General features: G+C 56.7%; 12 protein-coding genes, 1 rRNA gene, 1 pseudogene and 1 riboswitch. Of the genes and pseudogenes, 12 read left to right on the top strand and 2 right to left on the bottom strand.

The window, feature by feature from the left end:
* Positions 1 to 57: 57 nt before the first annotated feature.
* Both FE783_RS32180 and FE783_RS38480 read right to left on the bottom strand, forming a co-directional pair.
* Positions 58 to 1,380, bottom strand: coding sequence for a glutamate-1-semialdehyde 2,1-aminomutase (locus FE783_RS32180; protein ID WP_138883507.1), 1,323 nt, complete (start codon positions 1,378 to 1,380; stop codon positions 58 to 60).
* A 1,013-nt stretch (positions 1,381 to 2,393) separates the two neighbouring features.
* A pseudogene (locus tag FE783_RS38480) lies at positions 2,394 to 3,479 on the bottom strand (LCP family protein); the annotation flags it as partial.
* 315 nt (positions 3,480 to 3,794) lie between these two features.
* On the opposite strand from FE783_RS38480, the gene FE783_RS32170 reads away from it, so the two are divergent.
* From FE783_RS32170 to FE783_RS32115, 12 genes are all read left to right on the top strand, one after another.
* On the top strand, positions 3,795 to 4,967 hold the full coding sequence (locus FE783_RS32170; protein ID WP_138883506.1) for an ABC transporter ATP-binding protein: 1,173 nt from the start codon (positions 3,795 to 3,797) through the stop codon (positions 4,965 to 4,967).
* Positions 4,960 to 5,754, top strand: coding sequence for an ABC transporter permease (locus tag FE783_RS32165; protein ID WP_138883505.1), 795 nt, complete (start codon positions 4,960 to 4,962; stop codon positions 5,752 to 5,754). Before FE783_RS32170 ends, FE783_RS32165 begins: the two co-directional genes overlap by 8 nt.
* A 5-nt stretch (positions 5,755 to 5,759) precedes the next feature.
* Positions 5,760 to 6,545, top strand: a complete 786-nt coding sequence (locus FE783_RS32160) for an ABC transporter permease (RefSeq protein WP_138883504.1) — start codon at positions 5,760 to 5,762, stop codon at positions 6,543 to 6,545.
* 53 nt (positions 6,546 to 6,598) lie between these two features.
* Positions 6,599 to 7,060: a thioredoxin-dependent thiol peroxidase gene (gene bcp, locus FE783_RS32155; protein ID WP_420799788.1), complete on the top strand. Its 462-nt coding sequence runs from the start codon at positions 6,599 to 6,601 to the stop codon at positions 7,058 to 7,060.
* Between the two features lie 254 nt (positions 7,061 to 7,314).
* Positions 7,315 to 8,751: a polysaccharide deacetylase family protein gene (locus FE783_RS32150; RefSeq protein ID WP_138883502.1), complete on the top strand. Its 1,437-nt coding sequence runs from the start codon at positions 7,315 to 7,317 to the stop codon at positions 8,749 to 8,751.
* A 100-nt stretch (positions 8,752 to 8,851) separates the two neighbouring features.
* Positions 8,852 to 9,847, top strand: a complete 996-nt coding sequence (locus FE783_RS32145) for an AAA family ATPase (RefSeq protein WP_138883501.1) — start codon at positions 8,852 to 8,854, stop codon at positions 9,845 to 9,847.
* On the top strand, positions 9,844 to 11,061 hold the full coding sequence (locus FE783_RS32140) for a DUF58 domain-containing protein (RefSeq protein ID WP_138883500.1): 1,218 nt from the start codon (positions 9,844 to 9,846) through the stop codon (positions 11,059 to 11,061). The genes FE783_RS32145 and FE783_RS32140 overlap by 4 nt, the downstream gene beginning before the upstream one ends.
* The gene (locus tag FE783_RS32135; RefSeq protein WP_138883499.1) at positions 11,048 to 13,441 is read left to right on the top strand and encodes a DUF4129 domain-containing transglutaminase family protein; all 2,394 of its coding nucleotides are present in this window, start codon (positions 11,048 to 11,050) and stop codon (positions 13,439 to 13,441) included. Before FE783_RS32140 ends, FE783_RS32135 begins: the two co-directional genes overlap by 14 nt.
* Positions 13,442 to 13,646: 205 nt before the next feature.
* Complete coding sequence (guaA, locus tag FE783_RS32130) at positions 13,647 to 15,185, top strand: glutamine-hydrolyzing GMP synthase (protein ID WP_138883498.1); 1,539 nt, start codon at positions 13,647 to 13,649, stop codon at positions 15,183 to 15,185.
* Positions 15,186 to 15,548: 363 nt separating this feature from the next.
* A complete protein-coding gene (locus FE783_RS32125; RefSeq protein ID WP_138883497.1) occupies positions 15,549 to 16,712 on the top strand; it encodes a cation:proton antiporter in 1,164 nt (387 codons plus the stop codon).
* Positions 16,713 to 16,881: 169 nt separating this feature from the next.
* Positions 16,882 to 16,982: riboswitch (purine riboswitch) on the top strand.
* Between the two features lie 172 nt (positions 16,983 to 17,154).
* Positions 17,155 to 18,531 carry an NCS2 family permease gene (locus FE783_RS32120; protein ID WP_138883496.1) on the top strand — a complete coding sequence of 459 codons (1,377 nt, stop codon included), beginning with the start codon at positions 17,155 to 17,157 and terminating at the stop codon, positions 18,529 to 18,531.
* 421 nt (positions 18,532 to 18,952) lie between these two features.
* Positions 18,953 to 19,076, top strand: a 16S ribosomal RNA gene (locus FE783_RS32115); the annotation flags it as partial.

Below are 19,076 nucleotides of genomic sequence, written 5' to 3'. Positions count from 1 at the left end.
CCCAAATTAACAGCATATTTTCCATTTGGGCTCTTCCGGATGAATGTCTTTTAAAATTTACATGGCGGCAAATGCTTGGTCCGCCGCTTCGATCGTTTCGTCGATGTCCTCCTGCGTATGAGCGATCGTCATAAACCACGCCTCATATTTCGAGGGGGCCAGGCAGATGCCGCGATCCAGCATATGGCGGAAAAATCGGGCGAAAAGCTCGCCATCGGCCTTTTGGGCGTCTTCATAGTTCCGGATCGGGTGATCGCAGAAGTGGGTGGAGAAAGCGCCGCCGATCCGGTTGATCGTTAGCGGCACGCCATGCTTCCCGGCGCTGGCGGCAAGACCCTCCGCAAGCCGCGCCGCCAAGGCGTCCAGCTTCGCATAGACGCCGGGCTGGCGCAGCGTCTCGAGGCAGGCGATGCCGGCGCGGATGGAGGCGGGGTTGCCCGCCATCGTTCCGGCCTGATACGCCGGACCGAGCGGAGCGACCCGCTCCATAATGTCGCGCCGGCCGCCGTACGCGCCGATCGGCAGTCCGCCGCCGATAATTTTGCCCAAGGCGGTCAAATCCGGTTCGATTGCGCCGGAATTCGGAAATCCTGCGTCCGCGTATGTTTGAGCGGCTCCATAATGGAACCGGAAGGCGCAAATGACTTCGTCGTAAATGACAAGCGCGCCATGATCGCGGGCCATGCGGCACAGCCCTTCAAGGAAGCCGGGCTCGGGCATGACCATGCCGAAGTTGCCGACGATCGGCTCTACCATGACGGCGGCCGTTTCGCTCCCCCAACGTTCCAGCGCAGCTGCGAGCGCGGTCAAGTCGTTATACGGAACGGTGATAACCTCTTGAGCGATGCTTACCGGTATGCCCGCGCTGTCGGGAATGCCAAGTGTAGATGGCCCGGAACCCGCCGCAACGAGAACAAGGTCCGAGTGCCCGTGGTAGCAACCGGCGAATTTGATAATTTTATTGCGGCCGGTGTACGCCCTTGCTACGCGGATCGTCGACATGACCGCCTCCGTACCGGAGTTGACGAAACGGACTTTGTCCATTGACGGGACCGCTTCCTTCAACATCCGCGCAAACGTGATTTCGTGCTCCGTCGGGGTTCCGTACAGGGTGCCGTCAGCAGCAGCTTTGCAGATCGCTTCCGTCACATGAGGGTGGGCATGTCCGAGTATAATCGGCCCGTAAGCGGCCAAATAATCGATATAACGGTTGCCGTCGGCATCCCAGAAATAAGCGCCTTGTCCGCGTTCCATAAATACCGGCGCACCGCCGCCTACCGCTTTAAACGAGCGGGAAGGACTGTTTACCCCTCCCACAATGTGACGAAGCGCGTCTTCGTACAATTGCTTCGATCGTTCCCGGTTATCGCTGTTATTCACTCCAAATCATCTCCTAAACTATATGGCAGAGACATCACGCCATGTGAGTGTTCGCATCGTGAATTGGATACGTAACGTTCGTTCCGTCCATAATTGTACACGTTGTTAAGCAATATTTCATCCTGCACGGGAAACAGAAACCTCCGCCCAGGCTTGGCAGCATAGACGGAGGTTCTGTTGTAACCTATGTATTATTCGGATCGAGGAGTCTCGATTGCAGCCCCCGTAACCGTTGAGCTCGATGTACCGCTTGAACCGACGGTAGTTTTTCGGGTTTCCGGGGCGGCGGATGCGCTTTCATTTTCATTTTGCTTATCCGTTTCCACGGCAATTCCCGTCGTATCGGCACTGCCCGAGCCGGAGCCCGAGCCAGTGCTAACCGTTTTGCCGGAGGATGAATTTCCAGACGGGACGGAATCCGTCTTCGTACCCGTCGATGTCCCGGCCGACGTGCCGGACCCGGTCTTCGTCCCTGTCGATGTCCCAGTGGAGGTACCGGCGTCGGTCTTCGTCCCCGTAGATGTCCCGGCCGACGTACCGGACCCGGTCTTTGTCCCTGTCGATGTCCCAGTGGAAGTCCCGGCGTCGGTCTTCGCCCCTGTCGATGTCCCGGCGGAAGTCCCGGCGTCGGTCTTAGTCCCCGTTGATGTCCCGGCGGAAGTACCGGCGTCGGTCTTAGTCCCCGTCGATGTCCCGGCCGACGTCCCGGACCCGGTCTTCGTCCCTGTCGATGTCCCAACGGAAGTACCGGCGTCGGTCTTAGTCCCCGTCGATGTCCCGGCCGAAGTGCCGGACCCGGTCTTCGTTCCTGTCGATGTCCCAGCAGAAGTGCCGGACCCGGTCTTGGTTCCTGACGATGTCCCGGCGGAAGTGCCGGCGTCGGTCTTGGTCCCCGTTGATGTCCCGGCGGAAGTACCGGACCCGGTCTTGGTCCCCGTCGATGTCCCGTTCGATCCGGCAGCGGATTTCGTTCCGGTCGAACCGGTGCTCGTACCCGCTGCTTTGGAACCGCTCGTACCGCTCGAAGTAACGCCGCTGTTGGCCGCCTTCGAACCGCCGGTTCCCGGCTCCGCTACGGGAGATTTGACGGTCGAGCCTGTTCCGGTACGGTCGTCTGCATCTCCGTTATCGGCATCGGCCACGCCGGTGCCGCCGTCCAACTGCTCTTTCACATATTTTTGCAGCTTGGTCGTGTTGACCGTCAGCACTGATGCGCCTCCGATATGGTCTTCCTCCAGCAAGCTGGACGGAGGAACTTGGATGCCGTTGACGCCCTGCGCCTTGACCTCGAAGCCGAGAGAGCCAAGCTTGATCATATCGGTTATGGACAAGTTGGTCGTAATGTACGGATCGATTTTGTTCAAAATCGAAGGAAGCCGGAAAATGGAAGAGGTTGTTTGCAGCTCTTGGGCGACCGCGGTCATGAACTTGCGCTGGCGCTCCGTCCGCGAGTAATCGGAAAGCGCGTCATGCCGGAAGCGAACGTATTGCAGCGCGGTTTTGCCGTCCATTTGCTGCAGCCCTTTTTTCAAATTGATATCGAACTCAGGCTCTTCCGAATCGCGGTATTTCATGTCTTTCTCGACTTCGATTTCGATGCCGCCGATCGCGTCCACAAGCGCCATGAAGCCTTGAAAATCGGTGTACACGTAATACTGGATCGGCAAGCCGAGAAGATCGCCGACCGTCTTCATGGCCAGATTCGGTCCGCCCATCGCGAAAGCGGTATTGATCCTGTCGCTGCCGTGACCGGGAATTTTCACGTACGTATCGCGCAGAATAGAGAACAAGGACGCTTTCTTGGTCGTAGGGTCAACCGAGGCGACCATGATCGTATCCGAACGGGGTACTTCGTTCTTGGAAGTGCCGCGCGAATCGGCTCCGAGCAGCAGGATATTGACGCGCTCCTTGCCTTCCCATTTCGGCGGAGCTTCTTCGGTCTGACTCGTGTTCTGAGGAACGAACTGGGTGAAGAAAGGCTCGTCCTTTTTCTCTTGGATGTTGTTGCCGAATTGATAAAACGAATAGCCATAATAGCCGATGACGCAGAGGATGACCGCCGTGCAGGTCAAGGCGATCCACTTCGCTTTTCGCCACATGTGCTTCAACTCCTTTTGGTCCCGGTTCGACGTTTCCTTTAGCGCCCTATATCGTGTATCATGTAGACGATTGACACTATAATTCGCGAATGTTCAACAAAATTAATTTGTCCAAAACGCCCGGCCTTATCAAACCAATTATAAGTGCAGTCTAATACCGGCCGCAAGTCAAACCCTTGCCGGATCTCGAATGACGGACACTTGTGCCTGCCGCAAATTCCATTAAATAGGTATCCATACACTAGTTCGCGGCGAGCTCCGGTTTTCAGGGGCAATTGTCGGATACGCCCGATTCATGCAGGAGGGGAACATAATATGTCAGACGGCGCACATGCGATAAAAGTTCATCAATTGCGCAAGCAATTTTCCGTGCAAAAAAGCAGGGAAGGGTTAAAAGGAGCGCTTCGCGACTTGTTCAAGCGCGAATACACGAAGGTCGAGGCGGTCAAAAGCATCAGCTTCACGATTCCGAAAGGGGAAATATGCGGCTACATCGGCGAGAACGGCGCGGGCAAGTCCACTACGATCAAAATGCTTACCGGCATCCTCGTCCCGACGTCCGGAGAAATCGAAGTCGGGGGCTTCGTCCCGTACAAGGAACGCGAACGATTCGTCCGGCGGATCGGAGTCGTCTTCGGCCAGCGCAGTCAGCTCTGGTGGGATATCGGAGTCGTCGAGTCGTTCCAGCTGCTTCGCAAAGTGTACCGGGTAAGCGAGGCGGATTATCGCAAAAGGCTGGATGAATTGACGGATCGACTGCAGCTGGGCGATTTGCTGAATCGCCCGGTGCGCAAGCTGAGTCTCGGCCAAAGGATGCGCTGCGAATTGGCGGCATCGCTGCTGCACAATCCGGAAATTTTGTTTCTGGACGAGCCGACCATCGGGCTCGATATCGTGGTGAAGACGGAAATCCGCGAGTTTCTGAAGTCGATGAACCGTCAGCATGGCACGACCGTCCTGCTTACGACGCACGATTTGCAGGATATCGAAGCGCTTTGCTCCCGGGTCATTATGCTCGACGACGGCAAAATAATTTACGACGGCGCCCTGGACGAGCTGAAGACGAGATGGGGGAAAGGCAGGGAGCTGTCGTTCAGGCTTCACGATCCGCATCCGTTGGATAGCTTGGAGCGGCTGACCGAAGGGCTTGGCGTCTCTTGGTCGAAAGAGAATGAGCTGACTGCGAAAGTATGGGTCCCGTTTGAAGCCGCGCCCGTCTCGGTCGTGCTGAGCCGTGTAGTCGGAGCCGTCGAGGTCAGCGATGTGAGCATACTGGAGCCGAATACGGACGATATCGTGAGAGAAATTTACAAGACGGGCTCGGCCGATGCGCACGGCGGCGCCGAGGCACAGCACGCCACGCATACAGAAGGCGGAGCGGACAAGCCGGGAACCGGGCCGGACGGAACGAAGGACGGCAACAGCGGGTCCGGAGACGGTGCGGGACAAGCTTCCCCGGAACCGCAGGGAGCGGGTCGCCATGCTTAACGCTTACGTCGACCTGATCCGTATCCGGTTCATGATGATGCTCGCTTACCGGGTTAACTATTACAGCGGTATTCTAATCTATGCTTTGAACATCGGGGCCTACTACTTTTTATGGAAGGCGATATACGGCACGAGCGAATCGCTGGGCGGCATGTCGGTCGCACAGATGACGACCTACGTGGCAATCTCGTGGATGGCTAGGGCATTTTACTTCAACAATCTGGACCGGGAGATCGCAAACGAAATCCGCGACGGCAGTGTAGCCGTGCAATTCATTCGCCCTTACAATTATTTGGTCGTCAAAATGATGCAGGGATTCGGGGAAGGCTTGTTCCGGCTGCTGCTGTTCTCGGTTCCCGGCATGATCATCGCCTCGCTGCTGTTTCCGGTCAAGCTTCCGTCCGAACCGGCCGTATGGGTTATTTTTATGGTGATGATTTTCATGAGCTTCCTGATCAACTCGCAGATCAATATTTTGACGGGACTGTTCGCCTTTTTCGTGGAAAACAACGAAGGGATGATGCGGATGAAGCGGGTCGCCGTCGACTTGTTCTCCGGGCTCATCATTCCCGTATCGTTGTTTCCGGGCGCGATGGTGGCGCTGCTGCAGTGGCTGCCGTTCCAGGCGATCACGTACTTGCCCGGCTCCGTCTTCACCGGACGGGTGACCGGACAGGCCGTGTACGAGGCGTTGTTCGTTCAGCTTGCCTGGTTCGCGCTATTGCTTGTGCCGATCTGGTTGATGTGGCGCCGGGCGCGCAGTCGGCTGTTCGTTCAAGGGGGGTGAGATTTGTGTTCTACGCGTCGCTGTTCGTCGAATATTTCAAAAATTATTTGAAGCGGAGATTGACATACCGTTCCGATTTCTGGATCGAAGTATTGTCCGACCTGCTGTTTCAAGGCATGAATCTCATTTTCATCCTTGTCGTATTTCTGCATACCCCGTTGCTCGGCGGCTGGTCTCAGGAGCAGGTCGTCTTCATCTACGGCTACTTTATGGTGCCGTACGGCATATTCAGCTGCTTCTTCAACCTGTGGGGCTTTACCGAGCGGTATATTGTCAAAGGGGAAATGGATCGCGTGCTCACCCGGCCCGCCTACAACCTGTGGCAGCTTATATTGGAAAATTTGGACCCCGCTTCGCTTTCCGGCACCGTTGTCGGACTGATCATCATGGGGTACGCCGGGGCGCAGCTCGATTTGCCGCTGTCCTGGCACGATCCGCTTATGTTCGTGCTGTTTACACTGGGAGCGATCATGATTTACGGGGGCGTATATATCGCGCTGACGTCGATATCGTTTTTCTCCGACGCCCCGACAGGAATTTTGCCGCTCATGTGGAACATCCAGAACTATGGAAGATATCCGGTCAATATTTACAATAAAACGATCAAATTCATTCTCACGTTCGTCGCGCCGTTCGGGTTCGTCGGCTTTTACCCTGCCGCCTATTTCATGGACCGGGAAGAGTGGGGCTGGGTCGCGCTATGGACGCCTGTTGTCGGCATTGTCTTCCTAAGCATCGGCTTGTCGTTATGGAACTATGGCGTGAAACGTTACCGGGGTGCGGGGTCGTAAGCGAGGAGGGCGGCTTTGTTGAAGCGGGGAAAGGAGGAATGTTCGTGTCGGAGCTGCTGTTAGGAAATCCGGCGCCGGATTTTACTTTGCCGGCGTCTACCGGCAAGAAGGTGAAGCTTAGCCAGTTTGCCGGCAAGAAGGTCGTCTTGTTCTTCTACCCCCAGGATATGACCCCGACCTGTACGGCGGAAGCTTGCGACTTCCGGGACGGGATCGGCCGATTCCGGAGAAACGGGGCGGTGGTGCTCGGGATAAGTCCGGACCCGGTAAAGCTGCACCATAAATTTGCCGAGCAGTACGAGCTGCCGTATCCGCTGCTGTCGGATGAGGAATTGCACGTCTGCAAGCTGTATGACGTCTGGAAGCTGAAGAAGCTGTACGGCCGGGAATACATGGGGGTTCAGCGGTCGACGTTTCTGATCGACCGGGACGGCCTGCTGGCGAAAGAGTGGCGCAACATACGGATCAAAGGACATGTGGATGCGGTGCTCGCCGCGGTGAAGGCGCTGGGGTAAGCCCAAGCGCTCGAGGTTCGGCTCCTTTCGAATAAATAGATTCGCGGAATACCCGGATGTCGAGGCTCAGCCTCGATGTCCTTTTTTCGGTTCGAGGCATTATTCCGGCCGGCCTTGAATATCGGCAACGGTACGGTTTTTCCCTTTCGGATCCGCTCATCGGATTAGCATCCGGCACTGGCATACTCCGCCGCATCCTACCATATACTCTATCGGCAAGCACCTAATCGATAGACATGGTCGGAGGGACGTGGATGAGACTGCATCGGGATCTTGGTCATCTTGGAAAAATCGGGTATGCCGGGTTGTCGTTCAAATGGTTGCTTCTGTTGGTCGTTCTATTCGCCGCGCTCCCCGTAACGCAAGCGATGGCAGCCGATTTGTCCTCCGGACAGGCCGAGAGGGACGTGTACGAAGCCTTGCAAGCAGGCGGGCGGCTGCCGGTCGAGCGGGGGTATGAGATTCCTTCGAAGCCTACCGTCTTTTTGACGTTTGACGACGGTCCCAGCACCCACACGGCGGATGTATTGAATATTTTGCAGAGCGAGCAGGTGGCGGCCACTTTTTTTGTGCTTGGCGAGCATGTGGACAAATATCCCGAGACGGTGAAGCGCATCGTCCGGGAAGGCCATGCGGTGGGCAATCATACGTACAACCACGTATACAATAAATTGTACGGGAGCTTCGACGAATTTTGGAAACAGATTATGCGGACCGAAGCAACGCTTGAGGAAAAAGCGGGTGTCCGCACCCGTCTCATCCGGGCTCCCGGCGGGACCTATACGAATTTTGACGCATCGTATTTCTATTATTTGGAGCAGGCGGGCTACGTGATCAACGATTGGAACGTCGACAGCGGCGACTCGAGACGCCAAGGGGTACCGGCAGCGGAAATACGGAGAGACGCCACCAATTTGACGACTGCGAAAAAAGCGCCGAACCAAGTCGTAGTCTTAATGCACGACAGCTCGGGACATGGGGAGACCGTGAAGGCTCTGCCGGACATTATCCGCTTCTATAAGGATAACGGCTATGAATTCGCTCCGCTTACCCTGGATATCCAGCCGATACAGTCCCAGCTGGGCAAGCTGAAATGGAGCCGCAGCTCCGACTTCTCCGATTTCACCCGGAGGCTCGCCCAGGCCAGGGAGCATGCGGCGAGGTGGGAAGCCGATACCGCTCGGGAAGCGGACGGCATGAGCGAGACGCAGTCCGGAGCTTCGGAGCTGCCCGTTTCCACCGCCGCCGTGCCGACGCCGCAGCCGGCCTTGCTGCCCCTTGGGCTTCATTTCGACGATTCCGCGTTGACACTCGAGCCTTCGGAATATTCGTTCCGGGACGGCAAGTTTTATGTGCCGCTGCGCACGCTTGTCGAAACGATGGGAGGGCGGGTAGAGTGGCGGGAGAATAGCCGTCAAGCGATTGCGAGCTATGGGCTGCATCAAGTCGCATATGATCTTCCCAACCGTTCGATCGCCGCATCATTCCCCAGCAAGCCGGACGAAAGGCTGGCACTGGCCGACATCAGCCTGATCGACAACAAGCTGATGGTGCCGCTTCGTCTGGCGGTTGAACTGCTGGGCGGCGAGATCGCCGACTATACGATTGACGCCGATCGCCGGGAGGTCCGCATAGCGGAGGGGGACGGGTACGGGGCAATTATCTCTCCGCGGGTTCAAGACTTACTCTAGCAATCAAAAAAATCTATTTCCATTCTCCTAGAAACGAGGTCTAAATCGATAGAACGGCGGGAAAACTGAAACTATCAAGTTTCATTGGGAGGTTTTCCTTATGCCGCAAGGACACGGGGTACCGCTGCCGTTCGATCGGCCGCAGCAATTCGTAGAGCGGATCGTGCATCATGTAGAGAAGGCGATCGTCGGCAAACGGGAGAGTATCGAGACGGCGGTTATCGCTTTTTTGTGTGGCGGCCACCTGCTGCTCGAGGATGTGCCGGGCGTCGGCAAAACGATGCTCGTCCGCGCGCTCGCCAAAACGGTGGGGGCCTCGTTCAAACGGATCCAATGCACCCCCGATTTGCTTCCGTCCGACGTGACCGGCGTCTCGATCTACAACCAGAAGACCGGATTGTTCGAATTCCGCCCCGGACCGGTGATGGCCAATGTACTGCTCGCGGACGAAATGAATCGCGCGTCGCCCAAGACGCAATCGGCATTGCTGGAAGCGATGGAAGAGCGACAAGTAACGGTGGACGGGGAAACGTACCGGCTGCCGGAGCCCTTCATGCTGCTCGCTACGCAAAACCCGGTGGAGCACGAAGGGACGTTTCCGCTCCCGGAAGCCCAGCTGGACCGTTTTCTGCTGAAAATCCGGCTCGGTTACCCGGAGGAGAAGCACGAGGTGGAGATGCTCGGAAGGATGCAGGAGCACAGCCCGCTGGACGATGTGAAGACGGTGCTGCTCCGCGAGGAATGGGCGCGGCTCCAGCTGGAAGCGCGGCTCATCCATATGGACGATACGCTGAAGCAGTATATCGTCCGTCTGACTTCGGCTACGCGCGCTCATCCGGATATCGCGCTGGGAGCCAGCCCTCGCGCATCGCTTGCCCTTATGCGCACCGCGCAGGCCAAAGCCTTCTGCTCCGGTCGCACGTACGTCGTGCCCGACGATATAAAAAGTATGGCCGTCCCGACAATGGCTCACCGGTTGGTGCTTCAGCCGGAAGCGCGATATACCGGCAAATCGGCGGAGACGATCGTAAAGCAGCTGCTGACGGCCATTCCCGTACCTGCGGCTCAGGCGGCAGTCGGAGGGTCGCTGCTATGAGAGGGTGGGGCTGGGGAAATTTCGCCGCCGTCGCCGCGCTCAGCGCAGCGTCGTTCGGCTTGCATGAATGGAGAGGCGGGTACTCCTCTTCCTTTCTGTTTCACGGAACGGCATTGCTGCTCGGTATCGCATTCTTCTCCATGTGTTTCGGGATACGCCGTATCCGGGCGGAACGGCAGCTGCCGCAAAGCCGTTTTTTTGCCGGGGAAGATGCTCACGTCATCGTTACGATACGCCGGAGCGGTCCGATTCCGTCAGGCTGGATGATCGTCTCCGACGTATGGACCGACGGACGGTCGGAATACCGCCACAGCCGGCTGCTTTTCCCCGGATTCCGTTCCGTTCTCCGGTTCCGGTATAAGCTGAACAAGCTTGCCCGAGGACGCTATCGCTTCATCCGTGTTGAGGTGGACGCGGGCGATTGGATGGGGCTGCTCCGCAAAAGGGTGATCGTTCCGCTGGAAGCGGAGCTTGCCGTATATCCGAAGCCGCTTTCGCTTGTATGGAACCGCCGGGGCGTTTCCGCGGAATCGGGCAAATTGATCGTCGCCGCGAGGCTTGCGAACGAGCCGGCGTCCGTCGTAACCGGGGTGCGGCCCTACACGGCTGGAGATCCGCTGCAGCGCATCCATTGGAAAGCGACGGCCAGAACGGGCCTGCTGCAGACGAAATCGGCGGACCCGTTCGAATCGGACAAAATAGCCGTTATGCTGGACGGATCGCGTGGCGGCTTCTCGGGCCAAGACGGGGACGCTCGGTTCGAAGCGGGCGTGCGGGCCGCCGCAGGCTTGCTGGAGTGGACCGCCAAGCGGGGAACGGCCGCCAGCCTGCATACGGGGAGCGATCGGCCGTCGCTGCCGTTAGCCCGCCGGTCCGATATGGCGGACGCTCTCGAGCTGCTGAGCCGGGCACGGGCCGATGGGGACGTATCTGGAGCGGATATGCTCCTTCGCGAATCCGCTGGATGGCCGAACGACTGCTCGGTCGTTTTGGTGACGGGTTGCTTCGACGAAGCGCTCCTTCGGGCAGCGGTCATTTTACGGTCCGGCCGAAGGTCGCTGACGGTTTGGTTCGTGCAGACCGATTCGCCGCTCGCCGACAAGCAGCGGTATTGGATGCAGCAGCTGGAATCGTCCGGCTGCCGGGTAGACGTGCTCCATTCGCCGCGGCCGCACCTTTATAGTCCGGGGGGTGCGGAAGATGTCACCGCCTGATCGCTCGATGATCCGCGATGGAATTGCCGCGGGACTGCTTTTCGCGCTGCTGCTGGAGTGGCTTAGGCCGCTGCTCGATATGTCGGAATGGAGCGGAGTGTACCGGATCAGTCCGTTCATGCTGGCGTTCGGGCTCTTCGTAGCCGTCGACTGGTTAAGGTTGTCCCCTTGGATCGGTTGGCCGTTCAAAGGGTTCGTCTGCTTGAGTATTGTCGCCTATGTGTTCGACTCCGCCGCATTCGCCCATCCTTCCTGGCTCCTTCATTATGCGGAGCTCACGATGAAAGACGCGATAGCGATAGCCGACGAGGATTTCGCTTCGATCAGCCCCGACAACCGGACGATGCTGTTCCTGCTCGGCTGGTCGATGATGATTCATGTCATATACGCTTCCGTCGTGGAGCGCAAGCAGGCGTTATGGTTCGTAGCGGCGACGCTGCTGTACTTGCTCGGTCTGCAGCTATGGCCGGGAGTCAACACGTCCACTGCGATTATCCGCACGGTATGGTTCGGCTTCTTGTTAATAGGCCTGCTGCAATTTTCCCGGCTGGAAAGCCGGTTTGCGCTGCGGCATCGTACGTTCGGCTGGCCGATCGGCATGCTTGCGGCCGTTCCGCTGCTGCTTGCCGCCGTAGTGGCGGCAGGCTTGTGGCTGCCCCCGGACATGAAGAGCGGCGTCATGAAGCCGCTGGATACGGATACGCTGATCGGCCGGTTAACCTCCTGGAATACGGATGTCTCGGGCAATGAAATCGGCGGAGGCAAAAAAGCGGCCAGAACCGGTTACGGTGGTGACGATTCCGTCCTCGGCGGGCCGATCCGCCAGGACGAGACGATCGCATTTACGGCCTCAACCGAAGTACTCACCTATTGGCGGGGGGAAGCGAAGACGTTCTATACGGGCAAGGGTTGGGAGAACGGGGGAAGCGTGGACGAATCCGCCAGCTTGCTGCCATCGCGCTCGATCGAGCAAGAGGTGACGGTCGTCGATCCCGCGTTGACCGGGCGATTGTTTGCCGGGGGTCGGGTGGAGCTCGTCGAGGAACTCGTCTCTCGCAGCGGGAGGACAATGGTGCCGGAGGACTCGGTTATGAACGTCTACGGCTCTTACTTGCTGACGGAACTGAACGACAAAGATCCGCTTCGATCCTACAGGATGAAGGTTGCCATTCCCGCAGAACGATTCTGGTCGGAAGCTTCCGGGGAGCGGACGGTGTCGACGCTAACCGGCATTGAGGCCGGCGAAGATACCGGGGCCGGAACGACAGCGGAATCACAATCCCGGCTTGAAGACGGCGAAGGAGCTGTCGTCGAAACCGCCGGTAATTCGACTCGGATTGCTGCTGAAGCCGCCGATACCGTTACCGGCGCCGGGAGGTTCGATGCCGAGCTGCAGCTGCCGTCCGGTTTGCCGGCCCGGGTCCGTCTATTGGCGGAAACGGTCGCAATGGACCAAACCGACGATTACGGCCGAGCGGGCGCCATCGAAACTTTTTTGAAAACGAACTATACGTATCGCCTTGACGTACCCGAGCCGCCGAAGACGTCGGCCGACTTCGCCGACACGTTTTTATTTGAGAGCAAGGCCGGATATTGCGATTATTTCTCCACCTCGATGGTCGTAATGCTGAGGTCCGTCGGTATTCCGGCACGCTGGGTGAAGGGGTTTTCTCCGGGAGAGGTGACGGGCAGGAGCGGCGTGGACAATACCGACGGGGGCTTGCTTCAGGTCACGGTACGTAACCTGAACGCGCATTCCTGGGTAGAGGCCTACATTGCCGGAAGCGGCTGGATGACGTTCGATCCTACGCCCGGAAATACGGTCGCGCCCGCTTCGGAGCCGGTGTTTGCCCAAGCGGTTCAAACGTCCGTACAACCGGATAAGGAGCGGAAAGCGGCCGCGGCTGACGTATCGGAATCGATCGCAGCTTGGCTGCAGCTGACTCGAGAACGGTTAGCTTCCGTATGGGAGAATCGCGGCTGGAACAGTACGACAAGCGCCGTTTGGCCGGCGGTAATCGCCGCCATGGTGTTCTTGCCGCTGCTTCTGTTAGCGTTGTACCGGCTGTTGAGCCGGCGGGCCATATACCGCTCCAAGGGCGGTTCGTTCCCTAACGACTACTACAACAGCAAACGCGCCTCCGCCTACCGTGTTCTCGATAAGCTGTGGAGCGCCTTGTTCCGCAAGCTCGGAGGGAAGCTTCCGTCGTTGACCGTCCGCGAATACGTCGAATCGCTGCCGCTCGCGGAAGTCGGCAAGCGCGAGGCGCTGCGCGATTTCGTCAAGCAATACGAGGCCGTCCGGTACGGAGGAGCTCCGCTGCCCCGTTCAGCCAAGCGAAGCGCGAAGGAGCTGTGGCGGCGTATCAAGGAACGCTAGTGCGCTAATAGGAATGCAAAGGAGACGGAACAAGGCTTGCCTTCGTTCCGTTTTTCGATTTAACGCTCCATAGCAATGGCCTCCAATTATTTCCGAAACGGTCCGCATGTCCTTCACCCTTGACCTTGTCTTCCTGCCTTTTATATAATAATCTCTATTGAAAACGAATGAAAATCGAAGCGCAAACCGCTTCAAGGAGGCTTTTATGAGCAAGCCGAACGAAATGATCGTCGTATTGGACTTCGGGGGTCAATACAACCAGCTGATTGCGCGCCGCATTCGCGATATGGGCGTCTACAGCGAGCTGCTTCCTTACAACACTTCCGTGGACAAAATCCGGGAGCTGGCGCCGAGAGGGATCGTCTTCTCGGGCGGACCGGCCAGCGTTTACGAAGAAAATTCGCCGAAGGTCGACCCAGGAATTTACGAGCTGGGGCTGCCGATCATGGGGATTTGCTACGGCATGCAGCTGATGGCCTATCAATTGGAAGGCAAAGTCGACAAATCGAGCAAGCGCGAGTACGGCAAAGCCGATGTCGAGTTCAACGAGGGCTGCTGCCTCGTCAAAGGTTTGGACCGCAAGCAAACGGTCTGGATGAGCCATGGCGATCATGTGTCGGCGCTGCCGGCCGGTTTCGTCGTCGATGCGAGCACGGAGCACGCGCCGGTAGCGGCGATGAGCCATCCGGACAAAAAGTTTTTCGCCGTCCAATTCCATCCGGAAGTGCGTCATTCCGTGTATGGCAACGAGATGATCCGCAACTTCCTGTTCGACGTGTGCGGCTGCTCCGGCGATTGGAGCATGGAGACGTTCATCGAGGATACGATCCGCGAAATCCGCGAGCAGGTCGGCGACCGCAAAGTATTGTGCGCGCTCAGCGGCGGCGTCGATTCCTCGGTAGTGGCGATTCTCATTCATAAAGCGATCGGACCGCAGCTGACCTGTATGTTTATCGACCACAACTTGCTCCGCAAGGGCGAGGCCGAAAGCGTCATGGATACCTTCGTCGGCAAATTCGATATGAAGGTCGTCAAGATCGACGCCCGCGAACGGTTCATGTCGAAGCTGAAGGGCGTGGACGATCCGGAGAAGAAGCGAAAAATTATCGGCAACGAGTTCATCTACGTATTCCAGGAGGAGTCCGCCAAGTTCGACGACTTCGAATTCCTCGCCCAAGGAACGCTGTATACGGATATTATCGAGAGCGGGACGGCGACGGCCCAGACGATCAAGTCCCATCACAACGTCGGCGGACTGCCGGAAGACATCAAGTTCAAGCTGGTCGAGCCGCTTAAGGCGCTGTTCAAGGACGAGGTACGCAAGGTCGGCGAGGAATGCGGACTGCCCGAGGAGATCGTATGGCGCCAGCCATTCCCGGGGCCGGGTCTCGCGATCCGCGTGCTCGGCGAAGTGACGGAAGAGAAGCTGCATATCGTGCGCGAATCGGACGCCATTTTGCATGAAGAGATTGCGAAGGCCGGCTTGAAGCGCGAAATTTGGCAATACTTCACGGCGCTGCCGAACATGAAGAGCGTCGGCGTCATGGGCGACGGGCGTACGTATTCGCATACGGTAGGGATCCGGGCCGTAACGTCGATCGACGGCATGACCGCGGATTGGGCCCGTATTCCGTTCGATGTGCTGGAGCGCATCTCGAATCGGATCGTCAACGAAGTGGAGAACGTCAACCGCGTCGTTTATGACATTACGTCGAAGCCGCCGGCTACAATCGAGTGGGAGTAATTCGTCAAAGGGCTGAAACCAGACGCCGCTTCGTACGTATTATTATCTGAAATTAAGGAACTTTAGCGGAATTACCGCCCTGACTGACGACCGGGGCTTTGTGGACCGGCAAGTCCCGGTCGTCAGAGATCAGGAACGTTATTTCGTTAAAGCTCCTAATCGCATACTGAAGTTCCGGAGGAGCCTGTCACCAAGGCCTTGCTATGTTCGCATAGCAGCTTGGGTGGCCGGCTCTTTTTGTATTTCGGGGTCCCGCAAAGTGCTTGGGTAAGCATCGTAGCGAAGGCTTCGCTTGTGGGGTTATTTGCATGTTTTGAAGTTGCCGTGCGAATAGTAAATTTGAACCGGAAAGGTGGAATCCGCTTGCTTATTCTCCAACTCGCTCACATCCTGCTCGCTTCCAAAATTGCCGGAGACATCAGCGTCAAGCTGGGGCAGCCGTCGGTCCTCGGCAAGCTGCTGATCGGCATCGTGCTCGGCCCTGCTGTTCTCGGCCTAGTGACCCATACCGACATGCTGCAGGAGCTCAGCCAAATCGGCGTCATCCTGCTTATGTTCATTGCCGGATTGGAGACGGATACCGATGAATTTAAACGAACGGGCAAAGCATCCGGCTACGTCGGCATCGCCGGAATTATCGTCCCTTTTGCTTTCGGTTATTTAACCGGCGTGCTCTCGGGGATGAGCGGCATGGAGGCTGCATTTCTCGGGCTGCTATTATCCGCCACGAGCGTAAGCATCTCCGTCCAGGCTTTGAAAGAAATGGGGAAGCTGAAGTCGCGGGAAGGAGCGGCGATTTTGGGTGCGGCCGTGATTGATGACATCCTCGTCATTATCGCTTTGGCTTTCGTTATGAGCTTTGCGGGCAGCGACGTCAACCTCGGTATCGTCGTCGTAAAAAAGGTCGTCTTTTTCGCAATCGCGATCCTGCTGGCTTGGAAGGCCGTTCCTTGGGTGATGAGAAAATTTGCACCGCTGCGCGTGAGCGAATCGGTCATTTCAGCAGCTCTCATCATTTGCTTCTTGTACGCTTATATGGCCGAGTATGCGGGCGTTGCCGCCATTATCGGAGCTTATATTGCCGGACTGGCGATCAGTTTGACCCCGTACAAGCACGAGGTGTTCGAGAAAGTCGAGACGGTAAGCTACTCCTTGTTCGTTCCCGTGTTCTTTACCTCGATCGGAGTGACGGTGGAGTTTGCGGGGATTATGCAGAACGCGGGATTGATCGTCGTGCTGAGTTTGGTGGCGATCGCTACGAAACTGGTCGGATCGGCATTTGGCGCAAGGCTGTCGGGCTTCGGCTGGAGGCCGGCGCTCGGGATCGGCGCGGCGATGGTATCGCGGGGGGAGGTCGCTTTGATCATAGCGGCGATGGGGCTGGAGGCCGGTTTGCTGGGTACGGAAATGTTTGCGGTTATTGTTGTCGTCGTGTTGATCACGACTTTGATTACGCCTCCCATGATGAAGCTGTTTTTGCAAAGCAAAGATGTCTCCGAAACGGGCGGGCGCCGCCAAGAAGGTTAAGATAAAACAGAAGGGGGTCGAGATCCCCCTCGTTGTAAAGATTAACCATTTCGTGGGAATAGCTTCGTCTATTTTAGATGTAAGCGAATACTTCCCGAATGAACCGCCTTTTTTTCTTGCAAACGTTCGGATTTGTATTGACACGGCTCGATAAATGCTTTTAGAATATGGGTGAATAACATACTGTTTTCGTATAATCTCAAGAATTGGCTTGAGAGTCTCTACGAGGTCACCGTAAATGATCTGTCTACGAAAAGGGAATTTATCGATACGCCGGACTGCTCCGCACGCGGGAAGGTGTACATGCATAATATTCCCTGGGAGTGGGAACCTAGACTATGATCTAAGGTTCTTTTGTTTTTCCGCCGCACATGCGCCCTGCTCCCGATAGGCGTTTTTGTTATTCCAATTAAATTTTTATTTAGGAGGAATAGTAAAAAAAATGGATCGTCTTTTTAGGCTCAAAGAGAACGGTACCACGGTCCGGACCGAGATTATCGCCGGTTTGACCACATTCGTAACGATGGCGTACATCTTGTTCGTCAACACCTTGTTTCTCGGAGAAGGCGGTGCGGGTATTCCGAATCAAGGCGTGTTCTTCGCGACGGCGGTAGGTGCGGGCCTCGTTACGCTGGCCATGGGCTTTTTCGCGAATATTCCGGTGGCGCTCGCTCCGGGGATGGGCTTGAACGCATATTTCATGACGGTCGTATTGACTTCGGGCGGGCAGATTACTTGGCAAACGGCGCTTGGGGCCGTCTTTCTTTCCGGGATCGTCTTTATTATCCTGACCGTGACCAAAGTGCGCCAAATGCTCGTTACCGCGGTGCCCAACAACCTTAAAGTGGCTATAACCGTCGGGATCGGAATGTTCGTCGCGATTATCGGGGCCAAGCTGGCCAACATTATGATGATCAGCGTCAACCCGGGTACGGATGTGAGCAAAACGCCGATACTGAACTCGAATCAGTTCAATATCGTACTTGGCGATTTCATACATAATAAAGATACGGCGCTTGCCTTGATCACGCTGCTGATCATTGCCGTGCTGATGGTGCTGCGCGTCAAGGCCGCGCTTCTGATCGGGATCGTAGCCGGCACCTTGATCGGCATACCGATGGGCGTAACGAACCTGAAAGGGTTGACCGGCTCCAGCTGGCTGCCTTCGTTCAGCGATTTGGCTGTCGGCAAGCTCGATATCATGGGAGCGTTCGGAGTCGGGATTATCGAGATCATCCTGATCTTCACCTTCGTCGAACTGTTCGATACGTTCGGCACGCTTGTAGGTACGGCTAGCCGTGCCGGATTGTTGAAGGATAAAGCGAAAGGCGAGAAAATCATCGGTAAAGCGATGCTCGTCGACGCTGCCGGCGTCAGCACGGGCGCGCTGCTCGGCACAAGCACGATTACGGCTTATGTGGAAAGCTCCAGTGGGGTAGCGGAAGGCGGCCGTACGGGTCTTACCGCTGTCACGACGGGCGTATTGTTCCTTCTCGCTCTGTTCATCGCTCCGCTCGCGCTGGTCGTCCCGTCCGCGGCGACGGCTCCGGCTTTGATCATCGTAGGCGTGCTCATGATGGCGCAAGTAAAGGAAATCGACTGGGGCAATTTCCTCGAAGCTTTCCCGGCTTTCCTTACGATCGTTTTGATGCCTTTTACGAACAGCATCGCCAACGGCATCTCGTTCGGTATCGTGTCTTATACGATATTGACCGCGATCCATAACATGGTTTCTCCCAAGAAAACGCCGATCCATTGGCTCTTGTGGATCATCAGCATTTTGATCGTATTGCGCTACACGATGCTTGGCGGAGAATAATTGCACGCTTTGAAAACCGCTGCCGGATGAACGTCCGGCGGCGGTTTTTACGTTTCAAAATGGCAGCTTCCACGATTTATATAAAAGAATGGCTTGCATCGCCCGGCGAAATTTGTTATATTAATTCTCGCCGCTAAAAACGGCTCGGCAATGACTGGAAGCAAAGCTTTTTAAAAAAAGACTTGCATTCGAATTGCCGGATGTGGTATATTAAAAAAGTCGCCGCTCGGAACCCTCGCAAGAAGGAAACGGCGCAGCGACAAGCAGGACAAGCATTTTGCTCCTTGAAAACTGAACAACGAGCGTGCAAGTGAGGCTTCGCAAGAAGCCGAACAAGTCGAATTTTCGGTTGTGCAAACTCCGAAAGATTCGACACAAGTCAGTACGAATTGAGCTATCAGCTCATCTAATAAGCAACACCTTATTGGAGAGTTTGATCCTGGCTCAGGACGAACGCTGGCGGCGTGCCTAATACATGCAAGTCGAGCGAGGCCTTCGGGCCTAGCGGCGGACGGGTGAGTAACACGTAGGCAACCTGCCTGTAA

Origin of the sequence: Paenibacillus mesophilus (assembly GCF_005938385.1) — a bacterium.
GTDB classification, from domain to species: domain Bacteria; phylum Bacillota; class Bacilli; order Paenibacillales; family NBRC-103111; genus Paenibacillus_AB; species Paenibacillus_AB mesophilus.
This window is presented reverse-complemented; position numbering and strand designations above follow the sequence as displayed.